Origin of the sequence: Rhodococcus sp. X156, assembly GCF_004006015.1 — a bacterium.
Lineage (GTDB): Bacteria > Actinomycetota > Actinomycetes > Mycobacteriales > Mycobacteriaceae > X156.
In genome coordinates this window covers 3,032,612-3,055,718 of sequence record NZ_CP034766.1, presented here as the reverse complement: position 1 = coordinate 3,055,718, position 23,107 = coordinate 3,032,612, and the positions used below count along the sequence as shown (strand labels likewise).

The 23,107-nt window shown below is 68.6% G+C and carries 22 protein-coding genes and 3 tRNA genes; 24 read left to right on the top strand and 1 reads right to left on the bottom strand.

Going from position 1 to position 23,107, the window contains the following annotated elements:
- Positions 1-23: 23 nt before the first annotated feature.
- Positions 24-1,175: an acetyl-CoA C-acetyltransferase gene (locus ELX43_RS14355; RefSeq protein ID WP_127784928.1), complete on the bottom strand. Its 1,152-nt coding sequence runs from the start codon at positions 1,173-1,175 to the stop codon at positions 24-26.
- A gap of 275 nt (positions 1,176-1,450) precedes the next feature.
- Here ELX43_RS14355 and ELX43_RS14350 point away from each other — a divergent pair.
- The 24 genes from ELX43_RS14350 to rpoB all read left to right on the top strand — a co-directional run bounded on the left by ELX43_RS14350 (position 1,451) and on the right by rpoB (position 23,068).
- A tRNA-Thr gene (locus ELX43_RS14350) sits at positions 1,451-1,523 on the top strand.
- 74 nt (positions 1,524-1,597) lie between these two features.
- Positions 1,598-1,670 (top strand) — tRNA-Met (locus ELX43_RS14345).
- 79 nt (positions 1,671-1,749) lie between these two features.
- Positions 1,750-1,914, top strand: coding sequence for a 50S ribosomal protein L33 (gene rpmG / locus ELX43_RS14340; RefSeq protein ID WP_127784015.1), 165 nt, complete (start codon positions 1,750-1,752; stop codon positions 1,912-1,914).
- 64 nt (positions 1,915-1,978) lie between these two features.
- On the top strand, positions 1,979-2,419 hold the full coding sequence (locus ELX43_RS14335; protein ID WP_241249052.1) for a MaoC family dehydratase N-terminal domain-containing protein: 441 nt from the start codon (positions 1,979-1,981) through the stop codon (positions 2,417-2,419).
- A 2-nt stretch (positions 2,420-2,421) separates the two neighbouring features.
- Entirely contained in the window at positions 2,422-2,847 is a 426-nt protein-coding gene (locus ELX43_RS14330; protein ID WP_127784013.1) for a MaoC/PaaZ C-terminal domain-containing protein, read from the top strand.
- Between the two features lie 200 nt (positions 2,848-3,047).
- A tRNA-Trp gene (locus ELX43_RS14325) sits at positions 3,048-3,120 on the top strand.
- A gap of 30 nt (positions 3,121-3,150) precedes the next feature.
- Complete coding sequence (gene secE / locus ELX43_RS14320) at positions 3,151-3,639, top strand: preprotein translocase subunit SecE (protein ID WP_241249049.1); 489 nt, start codon at positions 3,151-3,153, stop codon at positions 3,637-3,639.
- A gap of 139 nt (positions 3,640-3,778) precedes the next feature.
- Positions 3,779-4,618: a transcription termination/antitermination protein NusG gene (gene nusG, locus ELX43_RS14315; protein ID WP_127784926.1), complete on the top strand. Its 840-nt coding sequence runs from the start codon at positions 3,779-3,781 to the stop codon at positions 4,616-4,618.
- 122 nt (positions 4,619-4,740) lie between these two features.
- Positions 4,741-5,175 (top strand): 50S ribosomal protein L11, encoded by a 435-nt coding sequence (gene rplK, locus ELX43_RS14310; RefSeq protein WP_127784012.1) that lies wholly within the window; start codon positions 4,741-4,743, stop codon positions 5,173-5,175.
- An 83-nt stretch (positions 5,176-5,258) separates the two neighbouring features.
- Positions 5,259-5,987 (top strand): 50S ribosomal protein L1, encoded by a 729-nt coding sequence (rplA, locus tag ELX43_RS14305; protein WP_127784011.1) that lies wholly within the window; start codon positions 5,259-5,261, stop codon positions 5,985-5,987.
- 336 nt (positions 5,988-6,323) lie between these two features.
- Positions 6,324-6,869 carry a 50S ribosomal protein L10 gene (rplJ, locus tag ELX43_RS14300; protein ID WP_127784010.1) on the top strand — a complete coding sequence of 182 codons (546 nt, stop codon included), beginning with the start codon at positions 6,324-6,326 and terminating at the stop codon, positions 6,867-6,869.
- Positions 6,870-6,938: 69 nt separating this feature from the next.
- Positions 6,939-7,322 carry a 50S ribosomal protein L7/L12 gene (rplL, locus tag ELX43_RS14295; protein WP_127784009.1) on the top strand — a complete coding sequence of 128 codons (384 nt, stop codon included), beginning with the start codon at positions 6,939-6,941 and terminating at the stop codon, positions 7,320-7,322.
- Between the two features lie 241 nt (positions 7,323-7,563).
- A complete protein-coding gene (locus ELX43_RS14290; RefSeq protein WP_127784008.1) occupies positions 7,564-8,838 on the top strand; it encodes an ATP-binding cassette domain-containing protein in 1,275 nt (424 codons plus the stop codon).
- Between the two features lie 38 nt (positions 8,839-8,876).
- Complete coding sequence (locus tag ELX43_RS14285; RefSeq protein WP_241249932.1) at positions 8,877-9,626, top strand: ABC transporter permease; 750 nt, start codon at positions 8,877-8,879, stop codon at positions 9,624-9,626.
- 68 nt (positions 9,627-9,694) lie between these two features.
- Positions 9,695-10,480 (top strand): ABC transporter permease, encoded by a 786-nt coding sequence (locus ELX43_RS14280; protein ID WP_241249931.1) that lies wholly within the window; start codon positions 9,695-9,697, stop codon positions 10,478-10,480.
- Positions 10,477-11,784, top strand: coding sequence for an MCE family protein (locus tag ELX43_RS14275; protein WP_127784005.1), 1,308 nt, complete (start codon positions 10,477-10,479; stop codon positions 11,782-11,784). The genes ELX43_RS14280 and ELX43_RS14275 overlap by 4 nt, the downstream gene beginning before the upstream one ends.
- Entirely contained in the window at positions 11,781-12,845 is a 1,065-nt protein-coding gene (locus ELX43_RS14270) for an MCE family protein (protein WP_127784004.1), read from the top strand. Before ELX43_RS14275 ends, ELX43_RS14270 begins: the two co-directional genes overlap by 4 nt.
- The gene (locus tag ELX43_RS14265; RefSeq protein ID WP_127784003.1) at positions 12,845-13,876 is read left to right on the top strand and encodes an MCE family protein; all 1,032 of its coding nucleotides are present in this window, start codon (positions 12,845-12,847) and stop codon (positions 13,874-13,876) included. Before ELX43_RS14270 ends, ELX43_RS14265 begins: the two co-directional genes overlap by 1 nt.
- A gap of 1 nt (position 13,877) precedes the next feature.
- Positions 13,878-15,062, top strand: coding sequence for an MCE family protein (locus tag ELX43_RS14260; protein WP_127784002.1), 1,185 nt, complete (start codon positions 13,878-13,880; stop codon positions 15,060-15,062).
- Positions 15,062-16,141, top strand: a complete 1,080-nt coding sequence (locus ELX43_RS14255) for an MCE family protein (protein ID WP_127784001.1) — start codon at positions 15,062-15,064, stop codon at positions 16,139-16,141. The genes ELX43_RS14260 and ELX43_RS14255 overlap by 1 nt, the downstream gene beginning before the upstream one ends.
- Positions 16,138-17,403, top strand: a complete 1,266-nt coding sequence (locus ELX43_RS14250; RefSeq protein ID WP_127784000.1) for an MlaD family protein — start codon at positions 16,138-16,140, stop codon at positions 17,401-17,403. The genes ELX43_RS14255 and ELX43_RS14250 overlap by 4 nt, the downstream gene beginning before the upstream one ends.
- A gap of 101 nt (positions 17,404-17,504) precedes the next feature.
- Entirely contained in the window at positions 17,505-18,377 is an 873-nt protein-coding gene (locus tag ELX43_RS14245; protein WP_127783999.1) for a hypothetical protein, read from the top strand.
- Positions 18,378-18,711: 334 nt separating this feature from the next.
- Positions 18,712-19,197 carry a hypothetical protein gene (locus ELX43_RS14240; protein ID WP_127783998.1) on the top strand — a complete coding sequence of 162 codons (486 nt, stop codon included), beginning with the start codon at positions 18,712-18,714 and terminating at the stop codon, positions 19,195-19,197.
- A gap of 343 nt (positions 19,198-19,540) precedes the next feature.
- Positions 19,541-23,068 (top strand): DNA-directed RNA polymerase subunit beta, encoded by a 3,528-nt coding sequence (rpoB, locus tag ELX43_RS14235; RefSeq protein ID WP_127783997.1) that lies wholly within the window; start codon positions 19,541-19,543, stop codon positions 23,066-23,068.
- The last annotated feature ends 39 nt before the right edge of the window (positions 23,069-23,107 follow it).

Sequence of the window (23,107 nt, the reverse complement as noted above, 5' to 3'; positions counted from 1 at the left end):
CGGCGGGGGCAGGTGCGGGTGGGTCAGCCCAGCCGCTCGATGATGGTGACGTTGGCCTGGCCGCCGCCCTCACACATCGTCTGCATGCCGTAGCGCCCACCGGTGCGCTCCAGCTCGTGCAGCATCGTGGTCATCAGCCGGGCGCCGGTGGCCCCCAGCGGGTGCCCCAGGGCGATGGCGCCGCCGTTGACGTTCACCTTGGCCATGTCGTAGCCGGTCTCCTGGCCCCAGGCCATCACCACCGACGCGAAGGCCTCGTTGATCTCCACCAGGTCGATGTCGTCGAGCTTCATGCCCGACTTCTCCATCGCGTGTGCGGTGGCGGGGATCGGTGCGGTCAGCATCCACACCGGGTCGGCGCCGCGCACCGACATGTGGTGGATCCGGGCCCTCGGGGTGAGCCCGTGGGTCTTCAGGCCCCGCTCGTTGGTGATGAGCAGGGCGGCCGAGGCGTCGGAGGTCTGGCTGGCCAGCGCCGCGGTCAGCCGCCCGTCCTGCACCAGGGTGGGCAGCGAGCGGATCTTCTCCCAGTTGGGCTGGCGGGGGCCCTGGTCGGCGGTGGCCTCGCCGGCGGCGACGATCTCGCGGTCGAAGCGGCCCTCGGCCTGCGCGCGCAGCGCCTTCTCGTGCGAGCCGACGGAGAACTCCTCCATCTGCTCGCGGGTGAGGCCCCACTTCTCGGCGATCATCTCCGCGGAGCGGAACTGCGAGACCTCCTGGCTGCCGTAGCGCTTCTGCCAGCCGGTGGAGCCGGAGAACGGGTCACCGAAGCCGTAGGCCTCGCCGGCGTACATCGCTGCGGAGATCGGGATCGCGCTCATGTTCTGCACACCGCCGGCGACGATGACGTCCGCGGTGTTGCTCATCACTGCCTGTGCCGCGAAGTGCACCGCCTGTTGTGACGATCCACACTGCCGGTCGATGGTGGTGCCCGGCACGTGGTCCGGCAGTCCGGCGGCCAGCCATGCGGTGCGGGCGATGTCACCGGCCTGCGGACCGATGGTGTCCACGCAGCCGAAGATGACGTCCTCGACGGCGCCCGGGTCGATTCCGCTGCGCTCGACCAGGGCGTTGAGGGCGTAGGCCCCCAGGTCAGCGGGGTGCGTGGCGGCAAAGGCGCCGCCGCGCTTGCCCACTGGGGTGCGTACCGCGTCGACGATGTACGCCTCGTTGATGTGCCCTGCGTTCACGGGTGCAGCCTCTTTCTCGTGTTTCTGCGACGACCGCGGCGGAGTGCTCCGGACGGACGTCGACGTCCTGCCGGAATCTACCCCTCGCGAGGTAGCAAGCGCTTGGTTGGGGCATCGTCGCTGGTCGCCGGGTTCTGCGGTGGTCGTCGGTACGCTGGCGACCGGCAAGTGGGGGACCGGTTTCGCAAATCGGCACCCGTCTGTGTAATCTTCACACCGCTTCACCCGGTGCGCGGCTCACGCCCAGCACCACGAGGCACGCCCCTTTAGCTCAGTCGGCAGAGCGTCTCCATGGTAAGGAGAAGGTCTACGGTTCGATTCCGTAAAGGGGCTCGCTGGATCAGCCGCCACCCGCGAGGGCAGCGCTGTTCGGCTGTCGCGGTCGAGGGCGCAGCCCGAGGCCGCATGGCGGTGTAGCTCAGCTGGCAGAGCAAGCGACTCATAATCGCTGTGTCGCCGGTTCAAGTCCGGCCATCGCTACCCAAGGATCTGTCGCACGGCGCAGACGTACGATGGACATGACCGTTTCGTTCCCAGATCCACCGAAGAGAGGCACCCCGTGGCCGCCACTGACGTCCGCCCGAAGATCACGCTGGCCTGCGAGGACTGCAAGCACCGCAACTACATCACCCGCAAGAACCGTCGGAACGACCCCGACCGCATGGAGATGAAGAAGTTCTGCTCCAACTGCGGCACCCACAAGACCCACCGCGAGACCCGCTGAGCTGACGCGCGACAGCGCGCCGCAGCAGCAGGGCAGACACGGGGTGGGCGTCAACACGGCTTACGTGGGTCGACAGTTCGGGACCGACGAGGTCTACGAGGTCGGCCGGGAGAAGATCCGCGAGTTCGCGACGGCCGTCGGTGCAACCGACCCGGCCCACCACGACGAGGCAGCAGCACAGGCCCTGGGATACCAGGGCCTTGTTGCGCCTCCGACCTTTCCGATCATCCTCACCATGGGCGCCGAGCTGCGCCTGATGGCTGATCCTGATCTCGGCCTGGACTTCACCAAGGTGGTCCACCGGGAGCAGCGGTTCGTCCACCACCGTCCCGTCGTGGCCGGCGACCGGCTGTCCACCACCGTCGTCGTGGACGCCATCCGGGTGGTGGCGGGCAACGACCTGGTCACCACCCGTACCGAGGTGCACGCCGAGGACGGCTCACCCGTGGTCACCGCCTACTCCACCGTCGTCGCTCGCGGCACTGCCGCAGAGAACGAGGAGTAGCCGTGCCCGTGCGCACCTTCGACCAGGTCTCCGTCGGCGACGAGCTGCCGACGCTGCAGGTGCCGCTCACCCGCGCCGACCTGGTGCGCTACGCCGGGGCCTCCGGCGACTTCAACCCGATCCACTGGAACCCCGCCGTCGCCACGGCCGTCGGCCTTCCTGACGTGATCGCCCACGGCATGCTCACCATGGCGCTGGGCGCCCGGGTGCTCACTGCCTGGACGGGTGACCCCGGCTCCGTGCTCGACTACTCCGTCACCTTCACCCGCCCGGTCGTGGTCCCTGCCGACGAGGCCGTGGTCGTCCAGATCTCCGGTGTGGTCAAGAAGCTGGACCCCGATGCCCGCACCGCCACCGTCGCAGTCTCGGTCGCCGTGCAGGGCCAGCGGGTGTTCGGCCGCTCCATCGCGCTGCTGCGCCTGGCCTGACCAGCCGTTTCGCCGCTCCGCCCGGTGTCCGCGCCCGAGGCAGTGGGTGCGAGTTGGAATCCAAGCACCGTGGTGTCGTACACTGACGTTTCTGGGGCGTTCGTGTGCTGCCCGAATCTCAGGTGTCCACCTCGTGGATGCTGCGAGCCTCGGGCCAGGGCATGGACGCTTCGGCGCGACCGGCGCAGAGCGTTGGTCGTAGGGGCGTAGCTCAACTGGCAGAGCAGCGGTCTCCAAAACCGCAGGTTGCAGGTTCAAGTCCTGTCGCCCCTGCGCCTGAATTGCAGCGACTGGAGGACGACGGTGAGCGACGATCGCGACGACGTCACACCCGAGCCGGTAGAAGGCTCGGAGACAGGTGACACCGCCGCAGCAGGTGACTCGCACACCGATCCCGACGCTGCGGCCGGGCTGGGCTCGGAGGACGACTCCGACGACGTGAGCACGGCGGCCGCACGGCCGGCAGGCAAGCGTCGCAGCCCGGCAGCCCGGTCCACCCGCAAGCCCGCCACCGCTGGGGCCCGCAAGCCCGACGCTGAGCGGGCCGGCACCAAGGGTCGACCCACCCCGGCGGCGAGCAAGCAGACGAAGACGAGCAGCGGCAACCCCGCCACTCGGGTGATCCGCTACCTCCGCGAGGTCGTGGCGGAGCTCCGCAAGGTGATCTGGCCGACCCGCAACCAGCTCATCACCTACACGACCGTCGTCCTGGTGTTCGTCGCCTTCATGGTGGCCCTCACCTACCTGCTGGACCTGGCGTTCGCCAAGGCCGTGCTGACGGTGTTCGGCTGATCGACCACGCCACCTCGGCCGACCTGGCCGTAGCGGCGGGGACTGACGGTGGATCCTGGAGACAGGCGCCAGCCGGAAGTACTGCACATGACGAGAGGAAGCGAGTCCACACGTGAGCACCCCCGAGGGCGGCCAGAACATGGCTGACCAGCCCGAGGCCGGCTTGCCCGACTCTGTCGAGACCTCGGAGTCCGAGGCTCCGGAGTCGGTAGCGGCTGCCGACGCGCTCGTGGCCGAGGCCACGGCGCAGCCCGAGGCGACCGACGAGGCCCCCGTGCAGGACACCGACCTCGCTGTCGCCGAGGGCGACGCCGCTGCTGGCGCGCCCGAGGAGGACGCTGCCGTCGCCGACGTCGTCGAGGAAGAGGTCGACCCGGTCGAGGAGATGCGCGCCGCCCTGCGCCGCGCTCCCGGCGACTGGTACGTCGTGCACTCCTACGCCGGCTACGAGAACAAGGTGAAGACCAACCTCGAGACCCGGGTGCAGACCCTGGACGTGGAGGACTACATCTTCCAGGTCGAGGTGCCCACCGAAGAGGTCACCGAGATCAAGAACGGCCAGCGCAAGCAGGTCAGCCGCAAGGTGCTGCCCGGCTACATCTTGGTTCGGATGGAGCTCAACGACGAGTCGTGGGGCGCGGTGCGCAACACCCCGGGCGTCACCGGCTTCGTCGGGGCGACCTCGCGGCCGTCCCCGCTGACCATCAACGAGGTCATCAAGTTCCTCCTGCCCGCCCAGGACCGCAAGAAGACCGCGGAGACCGGCAAGACCGGGGGGGCGGACGAGGCGACCAAGCCGGCGATCGAGGTGGACTTCGAGATCGGCGAGTCCGTCACCGTGATGGACGGCCCGTTCGCGACGCTGCCTGCCACGATCAGCGAGGTCAACGCCGAGCAGCAGAAGCTGAAGGTGCTGGTCTCGATCTTCGGGCGCGAGACCCCGGTCGAGCTGTCGTTCACCCAGGTTTCCAAGATCTGATCCGGGACTAGTCTCGGAGAGGGGTGCGCGCAGCGCGACTGCTCGGCTGCGCCACCACATCACCAAGTCCACACCAGTGGCGACCGGCGAACCCGGCTGCCCCGCAACGCAGGAAGTACAGGATGCCCCCCAAGAAGAAGAAGCTCGCCGGGCTCATCAAGCTCCAGATCCAGGCCGGCGCTGCCACTCCCGCTCCGCCGGTCGGCCCCGCGCTGGGTCAGCACGGCGTCAACATCATGGAGTTCTGCAAGGCGTACAACGCCGCCACGGAGGCCCAGCGCGGCAACGTGGTGCCCGTGGAGATCTCCGTCTACGAGGACCGCTCCTTCAGCTTCAAGCTGAAGACCCCGCCGGCGGCCCGACTGCTGCTCAAGGCGGCCGGTGTGCCCAAGGGCTCGGGCGAGCCGCACAAGACCAAGGTCGCCAAGGTCACCATGGCGCAGGTCCAGGAGATCGCCCAGACGAAGATGGAAGACCTCAACGCCGGCGACCTCGATGCCGCCACCAAGATCATCGCCGGCACCGCCCGGTCGATGGGCATCACCGTCGAGGGCTGAGCGAGCCACTCCGGCTCCCCGAACGGGTGGGAGGGCCAGCGCCGGCCCGCAACCACCACTGACCACAGAAGAAGGACAGCACCATGAAGCGCAGCAAGGCCTACCTCCAGGCCGCCGAGAAGGTCGACGCCGACAACCTCTACACGCCGCTCCAGGCTGCAGGGCTTGCCAAGGAGACCTCCAGCAAGAAGATGGACGCCACCGTCGAGGTGGCCCTGCGACTGGGCATCGACCCCCGCAAGGCCGACCAGATGGTGCGTGGCACGGTCAACCTGCCGCACGGCACCGGCAAGACCGCCCGCGTCATCGTGTTCGCCGCCGGCGAGAAGGCTGCCGAGGCTGAGGCCGCCGGTGCCGACGCCGTGGGCGCCGAGGACCTCATCGAGCGGATCCAGGGCGGGTGGCTGGACTTCGACGCCGCCATCGCCACTCCCGACCAGATGGCCAAGGTTGGGCGCATCGCCCGCGTGCTCGGTCCGCGTGGGCTCATGCCCAACCCGAAGACCGGCACCGTGACCAACGACGTCACCAAGGCAGTCGCCGACATCAAGGGCGGCAAGGTCAACTTCCGCGTCGACAAGCAGGCCAACCTGCACCTGGTCATCGGCAAGGCGTCCTTCCCGGTCGAGCAGCTGGTGGAGAACTACGCCGCGGCCCTCGACGAGATCCTGCGGGCCAAGCCGGCCGCGGCCAAGGGTCGCTACCTCAAGAAGGTCACCGTCAGCACGACCACCGGACCGGGCATCCCGGTGGACCCGGCGCTGACGCGCAACCTCCTCGCCGACGACACCGCGGCGACCGCCACCGCCTGATTCAGGCGGCGCGGGAGCGCACAGCAGCACCAGGAGGGGCAGGCCGACGGCCTGCCCCTCCTGTGCGTCTCGGGCAGGTGTGCGCGGGGGTGGTCGTTCGCCCCGGAAACGTCAGGTAGGATTCACCCAGTTCCACCGAAGACCGCAGGTCACCGCGCTCACCAGGAGTGCGGCGAAGGTTCCGGAGTGCACCGGACGGCCCGCGCAGGAGGACGAGGTGCGACAGCTTCGGCTGTCGAGATACGCCCCGTGCGCCCTGCGCCCGGGGCGTTTGTCATGTCTGCGCCGGTTTCCCGGCGACCTGCGGACCTGAGATCCACAGAGAGGAGGCAAGGCATGGCAAAGTCCGAGAAGGTCACCGCGGTCGCGGAGATCGCCGAGAGCTTCCGCGGCAGCAGCGCTGCCGTGATCACCGAGTACCGCGGTCTGTCGGTCGGCCAGCTCACCAAGCTGCGGCAGGCGCTGGGCGAGGGCTCCACCTACTCCGTCGCCAAGAACACCCTGGTTCGTCGTGCAGCCGCCGAGGCTGGTGTCGAGGGTCTCGACGACCTGTTCGTCGGCCCGACCGCCATCGCGTTCGTCACCGGCGAGCCCGTTGACGCAGCCAAGGCACTGAAGACCTTCGCCAAGGAGAACAAGGCGCTGGTCATCAAGGGCGGCTACATGGACGGCCGCGCGCTGTCGACCGACGAGGTCGACCGCATCGCGGACCTGGAGTCCCGCGAGGTGCTGCTGGCCAAGCTGGCCGGCGCGATGAAGGGCAACATGAGCAAGGCCGCGAGCGTGTTCAACGCCCCGGTCTCGCAGATGGCCCGCCTGGCTGCCGCCCTGCAGGACAAGAAGTCCGCCGAGACCGGTGCCGACGCACCGGCCGACGCCTGACGGCTCGCACCACCCGCTCTGCACACACCGCACGATCCCCAGCAGAACTGACTAGGAAGGACCGCCACCATGGCGAAGCTCAGCAACGACGAGCTGCTCGACGTTTTCAAGGAAATGACCCTCCTGGAGCTCTCCGACTTCGTGAAGAAGTTCGAGGAGACCTTCGAGGTCACCGCCGCTGCCCCCGTGGCCGTGGCCGCCGCCGGTGGCGCTGCCCCCGTCGAGGCCGCTGAGGAGCAGGACGAGTTCGACGTCGTCCTCGAGGGCGCTGGCGAGAAGAAGATCCAGGTCATCAAGGTCGTCCGTGAGGTCGTCTCCGGCCTGGGCCTGAAGGAGGCCAAGGACCTCGTGGAGAGCGCCCCCAAGGCCATCCTGGAGAAGGTCAGCAAGGAGGCCGCCGAGGCGGCCAAGGAGAAGCTCGAGGGCGCGGGCGCATCCGTCTCCGTCAAGTGATTCTCCGCCCCTCGCCCGCGTCCTGCTGACGCGGAGAGGGGCACCCGGGCGAGAGCCCGACCTGCCGGCGAGAGCGGCCTCCACCTGTGGAGGCCGCTCTCGCCGCTTCTGTCAGCGGGCAACGAGGAACCACTTGTGAACCCGTCAGTAACTACTGTGCCGTCCCGTCGTTGGGCTTGGTGACTCGGGCAACTTGCCCCGGGATCAGTGGTGCCCCGCGGGGGTTGACCTTGGAGGTGCGATGGGCGTCGAGGTGTCCGTCGAGGGACTGACGAAGTCCTTCGGCAGTCAGAAGATCTGGCAGGACGTCACGCTCACGCTGCCTGCGGGCGAGGTGAGTGCGCTGCTGGGACCCTCGGGTACCGGCAAGTCCGTGTTCCTCAAGTCGATCATTGGTCTGCTGCGCCCGGAGACGGGCAGCATCGTCATCGACGGCACCGACATCCTGCAGTGCAAGGAGAAGGAGCTCTACGACATCCGCAAGATGTTCGGGGTGCTCTTCCAGGACGGTGCGCTGTTCGGGTCGATGACGATCTTCGACAACGTGGCGTTCCCGCTGCGCGAGCACACCAAGAAGAACGAGTCCGACATCCGCAACGTCGTGATGGAGAAGCTCGAGCTGGTCGGCCTCAGTGGCGCCGAGGAGAAGCTGCCCGGCGAGATCTCCGGCGGCATGAAGAAGCGCGCCGGCCTGGCCCGCGCCCTCGTGCTGGACCCCGAGATCATCCTCTGCGACGAGCCCGACTCCGGTCTCGACCCGGTGCGCACCGCCTACCTGAGCCAGACCCTGATCGACATCAACGCCCAGATCGACGCCACCATCCTCATCGTCACGCACAACATCAACGTGGCCCGCACCGTCCCGGACAACCTCGGGATGCTCTTCCGCCGCCACCTGGTCATGTTCGGTCCGCGCGAGGTGCTGCTGACCAGCGAGGAGCCGGTCGTCGAGCAGTTCCTCAACGGTCGCCGCATCGGCCCCATCGGCATGAGCGAGGAGAAGGACGAGTCGCAGATGGCCGAGGAGCAGGCCATGGCCGACGCCGGTCACCACGACGGCTCGGGCGAGGACGTGCGCGGCATCGTCCCGCAGATCGAGGCCACTCCCGGCAGCCCGGACCGGCAGGCGGTGCACCGCCGCCGCGAGCGCGTGATGGGGATGCTGCACACCCTGCCCGAGCAGGCCCAGCGCGGGATCCTGGACTCGTTCTCCGACGAGGACCGTGCGGTGTACGAGCGCCGCCAGGCCGGCAACGGCCAGGGCTACTCCCAGGACCAGTACTCCCAGAACCAGGGGTACAGCCAGGACCAGGGCTACAACCAGGACCAGTACCCGCAGGACCAGGGCTACAGCCAGGACTACCAGGGTGATGGCGCGGAGGGTGCGGACGAGCGCAACGGCGGCCGGCACAGCGCCGGCTCTGCCGACCCGGACTCCACCGTCCGTCTTCCCGCCGCGACCGGGGGCGCCTCCGACGGGTCCGCCCGCCGCTCGTACCAGCGGGATGACGAGTGACGTCGCAGACCTCCAAGCCACTGCCGGGGACCAACGCGCTGCGGCAGATCGGGCAGGTCGCCGAGCTCACCGCAGCCATCGCGCGCGGGCTCTTCCGGCGGCCGTTCCAGTTCCGCGAGTTCATCCAGCAGTCGTGGTTCATCGCCAGCGTCACCATCTTGCCCACCGCGCTGGTGGCGATTCCGTTCGGCGCGGTCATCGCGCTGCAGCTCGGCTCGCTCACCCGCCAGCTCGGCGCGCAGTCGTTCACCGGCGCCGCCAGCGTGCTGGCGATCATCCAGCAGGCGAGTCCGATCGTCACTGCGCTGCTGGTGGCCGGTGCCGGCGGATCGGCGATCTGCGCCGACCTCGGCTCACGGACCATCCGCGAGGAGATCGACGCGATGAAGGTGCTCGGAGTCGATCCGATCGCCCGGTTGGTGGTTCCTCGCGTGCTCGCTGCAATGCTGGTCGCAGTGCTGCTCAACGGCATGGTCAGCGTGGTCGGCGTCGTCGGCGGCTACTTCTTCAACGTCGTCATGCAAGGCGGCACGCCGGGGGCGTACCTCTCGTCCTTCTCAGCGCTGGCGCAGCTGCCCGACCTCTACATCAGTGAGATCAAGGCGCTGCTGTTCGGACTGATCGCCGCCGTCATCGCGGCCTACAAGGGGCTCAGCCCCTCCGGCGGGCCCAAGGGCGTCGGCGACGCGGTCAACCAGTCGGTCGTCATCACCTTCCTGCTGTTGTTCTTCGTCAACTTCGTGCTGACGACGATCTACCTGCAGGTAGTTCCGGCAAAGGGGTCCTAGGCACCGTGACCGCACCAACCAACTTCACCTACCGCGTCAAGCGGGCGGTCGATCGACCGCGGGGCGCGCTGGAGGACCTGGGCGACCAGTTCTCCTTCTACGTGCGTGCGCTCCTGTGGATCCCGCAGACGCTGCGCAAGTACTCCAAGGAGGTGCTGCGCCTGCTGGCCGAGGTCAGCTTCGGCAGCGGCGCGCTCGCGGTGATCGGCGGCACGGTGGGCGTGATCGCCGCGCTGTCGGTGTTCACCGGGACGGTGGTCGGTCTGCAGGGCTTCGCCGCGCTCAACCAGATCGGCAGCGCGGTCTTCACCGGCTTCATCTCCGCCTACTTCAACACCCGGGAGATCGCCCCGCTGGTGGCTGGTCTCGCGCTGTCGGCCACGGTCGGCTGCGGTTTCACCGCGCAGCTGGGCGCCATGAAGATCTCCGAGGAGATCGACGCCCTCGAGGTCATGGCCGTGCCCAGCCTGCCGTTCCTGGTCACCAGCCGGATCATCGCCGGGTTCGTGGCGGTCGTGCCGCTCTACGTCATCGGCCTGCTGATGTCCTACCTGGCGTCCCGGACGGTCACGACGTTGTTCTACGGACAGTCGACAGGTAGCTACGACCACTACTTCAACTTGTTCCTGCCACCGATAGACGTGCTCTGGTCGTTCGGAAAAGTGCTGGTCTTCGCGGTCGTCATCATCCTGGTGCACTGCTACTACGGCTACAACGCCAGCGGCGGTCCCGCCGGCGTGGGTGTGGCCGTGGGCCGGGCGGTGCGCACGGCGATCGTGGCCATCTCGGTCCTGGACTTCTTCCTGAGCCTGGCCATCTGGGGCACCACCACGTCGGTGAGGATCGCGGGATGAGGACCGGTACGTCCTGGGGACGTCAGCTGCTGGGCCTGCTGTTCGTGCTGCTCATCGTGGGTGGGCTGGTGCTCACGGTGCTCATCTACCAGAAGAAGTTCGTCTCCGTGGTGCGCGTGACCATGACCGCCGACAGCGTGGGCAACCAGCTGCTGCCCGAGGCCGACGTCAAGCTCAACGGGCTGATCGTGGGCGAGGTCCGGGAGATCACCACCGCTGACGGCCGCGCCGAGCTGACCCTGGCGCTGCAGCCGGACAAGGCTGAGCTCATCCCCAACAACGTCACGGCGCGCTTCCTGCCCAAGACGCTGTTCGGGGACAAGTACGTGTCCCTGGTGATGCCCGCCGCCCAGGCCGAGCCGATCAGCGGTGGTGACGTGATCCGCCAGGACACCACCCAGGAGACCGTGGAGATCCAGCGCGTGCTGGACGGCCTGCTCCCCGTGCTGCGGGCCGTGCCGCCGGCTGAGCTCAACTCCACGCTCGGCGCAGTGGCCCAGGCGCTCGATGGTCGTGGCCAGCAGCTCGGCCAGAACCTGTCGCAGCTGAACACCCTGGTCACCTCGCTCAACCGGGAGCTGCCGGCCCTGCAGGCCGACATCAGCGGCCTCGCCGACTTCGCCGACACCTACACCGCTGCCGCGCCGGACCTGCTGCAGGCGCTGGCCAACCTGACCACCACCACCAACACGGTGGTGGACCAGCGCAACAACCTCGACCTGCTGTACTCCACGGTCACGGCCACCTCGGCCAACCTCACCGGTTTCCTCAACGCCAACGGCGCGAACATCATCCGGCTGAGCAACGACTCCGTGGAGACCTTGGAGCTGCTGGCGCGCTTCTCGCCCCAGTACCCCTGCGTGTTCGACCAGTTCGCCCGGCTGGTGCCCAACATCGACGGCACCCTGGGTAAGGGGAGTGCCCGGCCGGGGCTGAACCTGAAGCTGGAGATCACCAAGAGTCGAGGCAAGTACGTGCCCGGACGAGACGAGCCCAACATCACCGACGACCGCGGCCCGGCCTGCTACCCGATCGTGGATCCGGCCGTGGGCAACTTCCCGCAGTACCCCGGCGGGCCGGTCCAGGACGGCGCCTACAAGCCACCGTCCACCAACGCCGACTTCCAGGCGTCCTCGCTGCCGACGGACAGCGCCGGGCTGGGTGTGGCCGGCTCGGTGTCGGAGCAGGAGCTGCTCGCCACGATCTTCGCCCAGGCCAACGGAACGGATCCCGCCGAGGTGCCCGGGTGGAGCGCGCTCGTCGGTGCACCGGCGCTGCGGGGCAACGAGGTGACGATCAAGTGAAGAGTCTCGTGCCACCCCTGCTCAAGCTGGGGGCGTTCATCCTGATCACCCTGCTGGCCACTGGTCTGCTCGCTGCCACCATCTCCAACAGCGGCTCCGGCGGCGGACCGGCGGTCAAGGCCGTCTTCACCGACGTGACCGGGCTCAACGTCGGTGACGACGTGCGCATCTCCGGCGTGAAGGTCGGTCGCGTCAGCAAGATCAAGATCAAGGACAAGCGGCTCGCCGAGGTCAACATGGACCTGGAGAAGAACCGCACCATCCCCGCCGACGCCACGGCCACGCTGCGCTACCGCAACATCGTCGGCCAGCGCTACATCGCTGTGGGCCAGGGCGACAGCGCCAGCAGCGGCAGCATGGCCGACGGCGGGGTGATCCCGGTCGAGCAGACCGAGCCCGCGGTGGACCTCACGGTGCTGTTCGGCGGCTTCAAGCCGCTGTTCCAGGCCCTCGAGCCGGCCCAGGTCAACCAGCTCTCCTACGAGATCATCCAGGTCCTGCAGGGGGAGGGCGGCACGGTGAACAGCCTGGTGGCCAACACCGCCACGCTCACCAACAGCATCGCCGACAAGGACCGCGTCATCGGCGAGCTGATCGGCAACCTGAACACCGTGCTGGACACGGTCAACCAGCGCTCGGACAAGGTGAGCTCGCTGGTGGTCTCGCTGCAGCAGCTGGTCTCCGGGCTCTCCCAGGACCGCGAGGCCATCACGTCCTCGATCTCCTCGCTGTCCCAGCTGGCTGACGCCACCACCGCGCTGCTCAGGCCGGCGCGGTCGCCGCTGCAGAGCAGCATCGCTGCCCTCGGCGACGTCTCGGCCAACCTCAACCGCAACGAGGCCCGGGTGAACACCTTCCTGGTCAACCTGCCGACCAAGCTCGACGGCGTGAACCGCACCGCCAGCTACGGGTCCTGGTTCAACCAGTACCTGTGCAGCGCCGACATCTCCTTCGGTCTGGGCGGCAGCGTCCCGCCGCTGGCTCTGCCCACGGGCATCGCGAGCACGCAGCTGCCGATCTACACGAACACCGCTCCGCGGTGCTACAAGCAGGGGCAGTGATGGCTGGACAACGCAAGCGCAACCCCGCGGTGAGCGGGGTCATCGCCCTGGTGGTGATGGCCCTGATCCTGGCTGCGGTGATCTTCCGCGACAACCTCCCCATCGTGGGTGGCGGCACCGTCTACACCGCAGACTTCAGCGAGGCAGCGGGTCTGAAGACCGGTGACGAGGTGCGGGTGGCCGGTGTGCGGTCGGGCTCGGTCAAGGACATCAAGCTCGACGGTGACCACGTGGTGGTCAGCTTCCAGGTCAAGGACGCCTGGCTGGGCAACGAGACCACCGCGGCCATCAAGATCAAGACCATCCTGGGCCAGAAGTACCTGGCGCTGGACCCGCTGGGCGCTGAGAACGCGGACCCCAACGCGTCCATCCCCCGGGACCGCACGGTCGCGCCCTACGACGTGGTCGAGGCGTTCTCCGGCCTGGGCAACACCCTCGGCGACATCGACACCAACCAGCTGGCGCAGAGCTTCCAGGCGCTCACCCAGGCGTTCGAGGGCACCCCGGAGAACATCCGCTCGGCCCTGGACGGAGTCACCCGGCTGTCCCAGACGGTGTCCAGCCGGGACAAGGAGCTGACCACCCTGCTGGGTGCCACCAAGCAGACCAGCCAGATCCTGGCCGACCGCAACGCCCAGTTCGCCGCCCTGCTCAACGACGGCAGCACGCTGCTGGCCGCGCTGAACGAGCGTCGGGACGCCATCTCGGCCCTGCTGACCAACACCCAGTCGCTGTCGCAGCAGCTGGTCGGCCTGGTCAACGACAACCGGGCGCAGCTCGGGCCGGTGCTCGGCCAGCTGCAGGGGGTGGTCAACATCCTCACCGCCAACCTCGGCAACCTCGACACTGGCCTCGCGCTGCTCGCTCCGTACTACCGGCTGTTCGGCAACGCCCTCGGCAACGGCCGCTGGTTCGACTCGATCGTGCCGAACCTGCTGCTGCCGGAGATCACTCAGCTCGCCGGCGGACAGAGCGCTCCGCCCTCGGTCAACACCGGCACCATTCCTTCCACCGAGTCAGGGGGTAACTGACGTGCGTGGTCGTGGACTAGTCCGGCCCGTCGTGCTGGGTCTCGTCGTCGTGCTGGTGGTCGCCACCGCTGTCTGGTGGGCGTTCCTGCGTCCGGCCTCCACCAAGGTGACTGCCTACTTCGGCACCACGGTGGGCATCTACCCGGGCAGCGAGGTGCGGGTGCTCGGCGTGAAGATGGGCAAGGTGGACTCGGTCGAGCCGGAGGGCGACCAGGTGAAGGTCGTGCTCAGCCTCGACCCGGACGTGCCACTGCCCGCCAACGCCAGGGCGGCTGCCGTGGCGCCGACGGTCGTCGCCGACCGATACATCCAGATGCTGCCCACCTACACCAGCGGGCCCAAGCTGGCCGACAACGACGTCATCCCCCGGGACCGCACGGCCACTCCGGTGGAGCTGGACGAGCTGTCGGCAAGCCTGGAGAAGACGGCCACTGCGCTCGGGCCCAACGGGGCCAACGCCGACGGCGCCCTCACCAACCTGCTCAACACCGGTGCGGCGAACCTGGAGGGCAACGGTGAGGCGCTGGGTGCGACGTTCGACCAGCTCTCCCAGGCGGTGAGCACGCTGGCCAACTCCCGTGGTGACCTGTTCTCCACGGTCACCAACCTGCAGACGTTCGTGACCACGCTGGCCGCCAACGACGCCCAGGTGCAGCAGTTCGCCCAGCAGCTGGCCTCCTTCTCCGGCTTCCTCGCCAACGAGCGCACCGACCTGGGCCTGGCGCTGCAGCAGCTGTCGCTGGCACTGGGCGACGTGGCCACCTTCGTGCGGGACAACCGGCAGTCGTTGAGCAGCAACCTCGACGGGCTGTCGGCGATCACCGGGGTGCTGGCCAAGCAACGGGGAGCGCTGGCGGAGGTGCTCGACACCGCGCCGATCGCCGCCACCAACCTGATCAGTGCCTACAACGCGGGATCGGGCACGCTGGACACCCGGCTGAACTTCAACGAGCTGTCCAACCCCGGCCTGCTGATCTGCAACCTGATCCAGCCGGGCCGGCTCGCCCCCGGCAACGCGATCTACGACTCGCTGGGGGGCAACGTCGGGCCCATCACCGACTACTGCAAGACGATCGCCGACGGGCAGGGCGGGAAGCTGGTCATTCCGACGCCGCACTTCCTGGAGGTCGACGGAGCCGCAGGGCCGCCCGCCGCGCCGGCGCTACCGCTCGTGGGAGGGCAGTGATGCGCATCAGCACGAAGGCACGCACCAGCGCCGCAGCCGCGGTCTCGGCGGTGCTGCTCAGCACCGGCTGTGGGTTCAGCGGCCTGTACGGGGTGCCCCTGCCCGGTGGCGCGGACCTCGGCGCCAACCCCTACGAGGTGACGGTCGACTTCACCGACGTCCTCGACCTGGTGCCGCAGTCCAACGTCAAGGTCAACGACGTCAACGTGGGCCGCGTGGACAGCATCGACCTGGCCCCGGACGGGGTGACGGCCCAGGTCAAGCTCAAGCTCAACGGAGACGTCGACCTGCCGGCCAACGCCATCGGCTCGATCGACCAGACCAGCCTGCTGGGGGAGAAGTACGTGACCCTCTCGCCCCCGCAGGGCGAGCAGGCCACGGGCAAGCTCGGCAACGGTGCCACCATCCCGCTCGCGAGCACCACGCGTGGAACTGAGCTGGAGGAGGTGTTCGGCGCGCTGTCCCTGCTGCTCAACGGCGGCGGCGTCGCCCAGCTGCAGACCATCACGCGCGAGCTCAACTCCGCCCTCAGCGGACGCGAGGGGGAGGTCCGCTCGCTGCTGGAGCAGACCAACATCCTCATCGGCGGCCTCAACACCCAGCGCGGGGAGATCAACCGGGCGCTGGACGGCCTCAACACCCTCTCCAAGACGGTGGACAGCCAGCGGGTCAACCTGACCACCGCGCTGGACCAGCTGCCCGCCGGAGTGCAGACGCTGGACGAGCAGCGGCCGCAGCTGACGCTGCTCCTGCGTCAGCTGGACCAGCTGGGCGTGGTGGCGACCAACGTCGTGAACCGGAGCAGGGACAGCCTGGTGGCCGACCTCAACGCGCTCTCCCCGACGCTGCGGTCCCTGGCCGACTCCGGGGACAACCTGGCCAAGTCCCTGGAGATCCTGCTGACCTTCCCGTTCACCGACGCCGCGATCGACACGGTCGCGGGCAACTTCGTCAACCTCAACCTCACCGCGGACCTCAACCTCGGCACGATCATCAGCAACGGCGTGCTCGACCCGACCCTGCTGGGTCTGCCGGCGCTGCCCCTGCCCCAAGCCACCGTCGCCCAGGGGGCACCATGAGAAGCAAGCTGGTGAGGTGGCAGCTCGTCGCCTTCCTGGTCATCACCATCCTCGGCATCACCTTCACCGGGGTGCGCTACGTGGGGCTGGACAAGTACCTGTGGTCCTCGGGCTACTCCGTCCAGATGGAGCTGCAGAACTCCGGCGGGATCTTTGAGAACGCCGAGGTCACCTATCGTGGCGTGGCCATCGGGACGGTCGGGCCGCTCACGCTCACCGACCGCGGTGTGTCGGTGGAGCTGCTGATCAACGACAACACCCCGGACATCCCCACCGACCTCAAGGCCGTGGTGGCCAACCGGTCCGCGGTGGGCGAGCAGTACGTCGATCTGCAGCCCAACACCAACGAGGGGCCATTCCTCAGCTCGGGCTCAGTGATCCCGATGGATCGCACCGCGGTCCCGGTCACCACCGAGAAGCTGCTCAGCAGCGTGGACCAGCTGGTGCGGTCGGTGCCGGTGGAGTCCCTGCGCACGGTCGTCTCCGAGCTGGGCACCGCCTTCAACGGCCTCGGCCCGTCGCTGCAGCGCCTGCTCGACCAGGGCAACCTGCTCACCACCACCGCGATCGACAACCAGCCGCAGACGCTGCGGCTGATCAGCGACGCCCAGACCGTGCTGGACACCCAGCGCTCCGAGGGCTCCTCCATCATCGGCTTCAGCCGGGACCTGCAGCTGGTCACCCAGCAGCTGCAGGCCAGCGACCCCGACCTGCGCCGGCTGATCACCACCGGGCAGTCCGCGGGCAGCGAGGTGGGGGCCCTGCTGGACAGCAGCTCCGCGTCGCTGGCCAACACGGTGGCCAACCTCGGCACGGTCACCACCGTGACCTCGGCCCGCACCGATGGCCTCCGGGCGATCAACCAGCTGCTGCCCGCCGTGGCGGCCGCCGGGTTCACCAGCGCACCGGGCGACGGCTTCGCCCACTTCGGCCTGGTGCTCAACGTGAACGACCCGTTCCCGTGCACCGCCGGCTACGAGGGCACCTACCAGGAGCTGGAGCGGCAGCGCGCGGCCAACCCCGCGTTCAACGACTACTACGACAAGGCCCCGCTGAACACCAACGCCTACTGCGCAGAGCCCAACGGCAGCCCCATCTCGGTCCGTGGCACCCAGCACGCGGTCGCCCAGCCCGGCAGCCCGGTGCTGCCGCCGGTGCAGTCCGGTGGTGCCGGCTACAACAGCGGCGCGCTGAGCCAGGACTCCGGGGTGCTGGTGAACCAGCTCTCCGGCCTGCTCAACCGGTTGATCTTCGGGTCGTGAGATCCTCTCGGGGTGGCGCCGGACTGCTCACCCTGGCGCTGTCCGCAGCGCACTGATCGAAGAACGGAGCATGTCGGAGAAGTCCGGCACTATGTATGGCAATGGATGAATCACGCCTCGACGCTGACGGCGTCGACGACAGCAACCACGGCCGCCGCCAGGACGGCGGGGCCCCCACCGACGACACGGGAGCCGCACAGGGGGAGCCAGCTGCTCCTGACCTGAGCAAGAAGTCCGGCGACGCGACCGGCACCGCCGCCCGCAGCGCCCGCAGCGCCGGCACCGCCACGGAGGCCGAGGACGGTGCAGGCGACGACGGCCGGGGCACCGGGGATCGCCAGCCCGGACGAACCAAGGTCGCCACGGCAGCAGCCGCGGTCGTGGTCGCGGCTGCCCTGCTGGGCGGAGCGATCTGGTACACCGTGGACAGCTTCAGCGAGTCCGGCCCCACGTCGGTGACCGCCGATCGCGACGCCGCCGTGGAAGCCGCCCGCAGCGTCGGGGCCACCATGACCACGGTGAACGGCGGAGACCCGCAGGGCACCCTGCAGGCGTGGCGCAACGCCATCACCGGGGAGCTGGCCGAGCAGTACGCCCAGCAGGAGGCGCAGCTCACCCAGCGGATCGCGCAGACCAAGGGCTCCGTCACCTCGACGGTCACCAACGCCGCGCTCACCGAGCTCGACTCCGGCGCCGGCACGGCCAGCGCGCTGGTCTTCGTGGACACCACCTTCACCAGTGCCACGCCAGCTCCCGCCCCGAGCCCGACCCCAGCGCCGGCCCCCGGCGGCTCGACCGATCCCAGCGCCGCACCTGCGCCCAGCAGCCCGGCCGCCGCGCCCGGTGGCTCGGAGCAGGCCGGCGGAACGGGCCAGAAGCAGCGTTTGGCGCTGACCCTGGCCATGGTCCGCACCGCAGATGGCTGGAAGGTCTCCAACCTGCAGCCCAACGAGCCGACGCAGGCCGGACAGTGACCGGCACCCGCCGCCACCACCGTCCGAGCAGCTGCGAGAGGAGCACGTACCGATGCCACCGGTGAACCGCAAGGGCCCGGGACCCCGTCCCACCCCCCGGCGCCGCCCGGCGGTGGCTGGCACCCGTGCCCGCCCCACCACGCAGGACCCGCAGCCGCACGCTTCGACGACGGCAGCTCCCAGCTCCGCGGACACCGGCCGGCCGGACCCCAGCAGCACCACCACTCAGAGCCCAGCGGCCTCGGCAGGCTCCGCGCAGCCGGCCAGTGCTCGCCCGCGGCAGCGGCGGAACCGACCGTCCCGCACCTCGCTGAGCAACCCGCGGTGGATCGCGGTGTCCGCCCTGGTGGCGCTCATGCTGGTCGCGGCGGTCGTGCTCGCCGTCACCTCGGTGATCCACAACAGCTCCGGCGACGGTGGCGACACCGCCAACACCGCGCTGGTGGACCAGCCGGCCACCCAGGAGGTCAACGCTGCGGCGGCCAACGTGCTGAAGACCGCCTACACCTACAGCCACACCACGCTGGATGCCGACTTCGACGCCGCGGTGAAGCTGATGACGCCGGAGATGGCCAACCAGTACAACTCCAACCGGGACAACATCCGCAAGGTGGCCACCCAGGCCAAGACCACCACCAGCGCGACCGTGGTCTCCAACGGGGTCCGGCTGCTCAGCGGCGACCGCGCCGAGGTGATCGCCTTCGTGGTGATCAACGCCGACAACAACGGTCAGGCCCTGCAGGCCAGCGGCTACCGATTCACGGCAAACCTGTTGCGGGACAACGGGCAGTGGTTGCTGTCCGGGCTCACCGAGGCCTGATCACGCCGCGCCGCCCGGGCCCGCCCCGGTCCCGGGTCGTCGCCGGGACCCGACACGCCGCGCGTGGCGCCCTTGACGCACCGGCAGGTGGCGTCCACGCTTGTGCCTGCGCGCGCAGCTTGACTGCGTGGGATCGAGGCTGCCCGACTCGACAACGGCCGAAACAGGGGCTAAACTCCAACGTTGCGCTGGTCTCCTGCTGTCCGCACCCCAAAATCAGCTACACCCGGGGTCGAGAGCAGGCCGCCCGCAACAGAGTCTGGACGAGGGATCTGCCCATGGTAGAGCCGTCGTTCAGTGTCGACAAAGCAGCGGCCGTCCGAGCAGCGACGGCCCGCATGAGGTGCTGGAAGGATGCATCTTGGCAGTCTCCCGCCAGACCAAGACCACTCCCGAGAAGACCGGTCCTGCTGACCAGTCAAAGCTTGTAGGCATCCCTGGTGCCCCCAAGAGGGTTTCGTTCGCAAAGATCAAAGAGCCCTTGGAGGTGCCAGACCTACTCGACCTGCAGACCGACTCCTTTGAGTGGCTGATCGGTTCGCCGGTGTGGCGCGAGCGGGCGCTCTCCCGGGGCGACAACGCCGAGTCCGGTGGCCTCGAGGACATCCTCACGGAGCTGTCCCCGATCGAGGACTTCTCCGGCTCGATGTCGCTGTCCTTCTCCGACCCGCGCTTCGACGAGGTCAAGGCCTCCGTCGAGGAGTGCAAGGACAAGGACATGACGTACGCGGCGCCCCTGTTCGTCACCGCGGAGTTCATCAACAACAACACCGGCGAGATCAAGAGCCAGACGGTGTTCATGGGTGACTTCCCGATGATGACCGACAAGGGCACGTTCGTCATCAACGGCACCGAGCGTGTCGTCGTCTCCCAGCTGGTGCGCTCCCCGGGCGTCTACTTCGACCACGCGGTCGACAAGGCCACCGACAAGGACGTGCACAGCGTCAAGGTGATCCCCGGCCGCGGTGCGTGGCTGGAGTTCGACGTCGACAAGCGCGACACCGTGGGTGTGCGCATCGACCGCAAGCGCCGCCAGCCGGTCACCGTGCTGCTGAAGGCGCTGGGCTGGACCACCGAGCAGATCACCGAGCGCTTCGGCTTCAGCGAGATCCTGATGGCGACGCTGGAGAAGGACAACACCGCGGGCACCGACGAGGCCCTGCTGGACATCTACCGCAAGCTGCGTCCGGGCGAGCCCCCCACGCGGGAGAGCGCGCAGACCCTGCTGGAGAACCTGTTCTTCAAGGACAAGCGCTACGACCTGGCCAAGGTCGGCCGCTACAAGATCAACAAGAAGCTCGGCCTCAACGCGGGCCAGCCGGTCACCAGCAGCACGCTGACCGAGGAAGACGTCGTCGCCACCATCGAGTACCTGGTGCGCCTGCACGCGGGCGAGACCACGATGACCGCCCCCGGCGGCGTCGAGGTCCCGGTCGAGGTGGATGACATCGACCACTTCGGCAACCGGCGCCTGCGCACCGTCGGCGAGCTCATCCAGAACCAGATCCGCGTGGGTCTGTCCCGGATGGAGCGCGTGGTGCGCGAGCGGATGACGACCCAGGACGTCGAGGCGATCACGCCCCAGACCCTGATCAACATCCGTCCCGTCGTGGCGGCCATCAAGGAGTTCTTCGGAACCTCCCAGCTGAGCCAGTTCATGGACCAGACCAACCCCCTGTCCGGACTGACGCACAAGCGTCGCCTGTCCGCGCTGGGCCCGGGTGGTCTGTCTCGTGAGCGCGCCGGCTTCGAGGTCCGCGACGTGCACCCCAGCCACTACGGCCGCATGTGCCCGATCGAGACCCCTGAGGGCCCGAACATCGGCCTGATCGGCTCGCTGTCGTCCTACGCGCGGGTGAACCCCTTCGGGTTCATCGAGACGCCGTACCGCAAGGTCGTCGACGGACACGTCACCGACCAGCTGGACTACCTCACCGCTGACGAGGAGGACCGCTTCGTCGTGGCGCAGGCCAACTCGACGCTCGACGCCGAGGGCAACCTCGCCGACGAGCGCGTGCTGGTCCGCCGCAAGGGTGGCGAGGTCGACTACATCGACCCGCACGGCGTCGACTACATCGACGTCTCCCCGCGCCAGATGGTGTCGGTCGCCACGGCGATGATCCCGTTCCTGGAGCACGACGACGCCAACCGCGCGCTGATGGGCGCCAACATGCAGCGCCAGGCGGTCCCGCTGGTGCGCAGCGAGGCACCGCTGGTCGGCACCGGCATGGAGCTGCGGGCCGCGGTGGACGCCGGTGACGTCATCGTCACCAGCAAGTCTGGCGTCATCGAGGAGGTCTCGGCCGACTACGTCACCGTGATGGCCGACGACGGCACCCGCCAGACCTACCGCATGCGCAAGTTCGCCCGCTCCAACCAGGGCACCTGCACCAACCAGCGCCCCATCGTGGACGAGGGTCAGCGGGTGGAGTCCGGCCAGGTCCTGGCCGACGGTCCCTGCACCGAGAACGGCGAGATGGCCCTGGGCAAGAACCTGCTCGTGGCGATCATGCCGTGGGAGGGTCACAACTACGAGGACGCGATCATCCTCAGCCAGCGGCTGATCCAGGACGACACCCTCACCTCGATCCACATCGAGGAGCACGAGATCGACGCCCGCGACACCAAGCTTGGTGCCGAGGAGATCACCCGGGACATCCCGAACGTCTCCGAGGAGGTGCTGGCCGACCTCGACGACCGCGGCATCATCCGCATCGGCGCCGAGGTCCAGCCTGGTGACGTGCTGGTCGGCAAGGTCACGCCCAAGGGCGAGACCGAGCTCACCCCGGAGGAGCGGCTGCTGCGCGCGATCTTCGGCGAGAAGGCCCGCGAGGTGCGCGACACCAGCCTCAAGGTGCCCCACGGCGAGACCGGCAAGGTTATCGGCATCCGGGTGTTCTCCCGCGACGACGACGACGACCTGCCCCCCGGCGTGAACGAGCTGGTCCGCGTCTACGTGGCCCAGAAGCGCAAGATCCAGGACGGCGACAAGCTCGCCGGCCGGCACGGCAACAAGGGCGTCATCGGCAAGATCCTGCCCGCCGAGGACATGCCCTTCCTGCCCGACGGCACGCCGATCGACATCATCCTGAACACCCACGGTGTTCCGCGACGGATGAACCTGGGCCAGATCCTGGAGGTCCACCTCGGGTGGATCGCCAAGACCGGCTGGCAGATCAACGGCGACCCGGACTGGGCCAGCAAGCTGCCCGAGGAGCTCTACTCCGCGGAGCCGGGCACCCGCACGGCCACCCCGGTGTTCGACGGTGCTCGGGAGAACGAGATCACCGGGCTGCTCGGGTCCACGCTGCCCAACCGGGACGGCGAGATGATGGTCAAGGGCGACGGCAAGGCCACCCTGTTCGACGGTCGCTCCGGTGAGCCGTACCCGTACCCGGTGGCAGTTGGCTACATGTACATCATCAAGCTGCACCACCTGGTGGACGACAAGATCCACGCCCGCTCCACCGGCCCGTACTCGATGATCACGCAGCAGCCGCTGGGTGGTAAGGCGCAGTTCGGTGGCCAGCGCTTCGGTGAGATGGAGTGCTGGGCGATGCAGGCCTACGGCGCGGCGTACACGCTGCAGGAGCTGCTCACGATCAAGTCGGACGACGTCCTTGGTCGTGTGAAGGTCTACGAGGCCATCGTCAAGGGCGAGAACATCCCCGAGCCGGGCATCCCGGAGTCGTTCAAGGTGCTCCTCAAGGAGCTGCAGTCGCTGTGCCTCAACGTCGAGGTGCTCTCCAGTGACGGCGCGGCGATCGAGATGGGCGGGGGTGACGACGAGGACCTGGAGCGTGCTGCTGCCAACCTCGGCATCAACCTCTCCCGCAACGAGTCGGTGACCGTCGAAGACGTCGTGAACTGAGGCGGCGAACCGCCTCAGCAGGTTTGGCTCACCCGGTGA

Bases quoted from the DNA above. Each gene is read 5' to 3' on its own strand.
- rplL (WP_127784009.1), top strand. From the start codon at position 6,939: ATGGCGAAGCTCAGCAACGACGAGCTGCTCGACGTTTTCAAGGAAATG.
- rplK (WP_127784012.1), top strand. From the start codon at position 4,741: ATGCCCCCCAAGAAGAAGAAGCTCGCCGGGCTCATCAAGCTCCAGATC.
- rplJ (WP_127784010.1), top strand. From the start codon at position 6,324: ATGGCAAAGTCCGAGAAGGTCACCGCGGTCGCGGAGATCGCCGAGAGC.
- ELX43_RS14275 (WP_127784005.1), top strand. From the start codon at position 10,477: ATGAGGACCGGTACGTCCTGGGGACGTCAGCTGCTGGGCCTGCTGTTC.
- ELX43_RS14290 (WP_127784008.1), top strand. From the start codon at position 7,564: ATGGGCGTCGAGGTGTCCGTCGAGGGACTGACGAAGTCCTTCGGCAGT.
- ELX43_RS14265 (WP_127784003.1), top strand. From the start codon at position 12,845: ATGGCTGGACAACGCAAGCGCAACCCCGCGGTGAGCGGGGTCATCGCC.
- ELX43_RS14245 (WP_127783999.1), top strand. From the start codon at position 17,505: ATGGATGAATCACGCCTCGACGCTGACGGCGTCGACGACAGCAACCAC.
- ELX43_RS14255 (WP_127784001.1), top strand. From the start codon at position 15,062: ATGCGCATCAGCACGAAGGCACGCACCAGCGCCGCAGCCGCGGTCTCG.
- ELX43_RS14250 (WP_127784000.1), top strand. From the start codon at position 16,138: ATGAGAAGCAAGCTGGTGAGGTGGCAGCTCGTCGCCTTCCTGGTCATC.
- rplA (WP_127784011.1), top strand. From the start codon at position 5,259: ATGAAGCGCAGCAAGGCCTACCTCCAGGCCGCCGAGAAGGTCGACGCC.
- nusG (WP_127784926.1), top strand. From the start codon at position 3,779: ATGGCTGACCAGCCCGAGGCCGGCTTGCCCGACTCTGTCGAGACCTCG.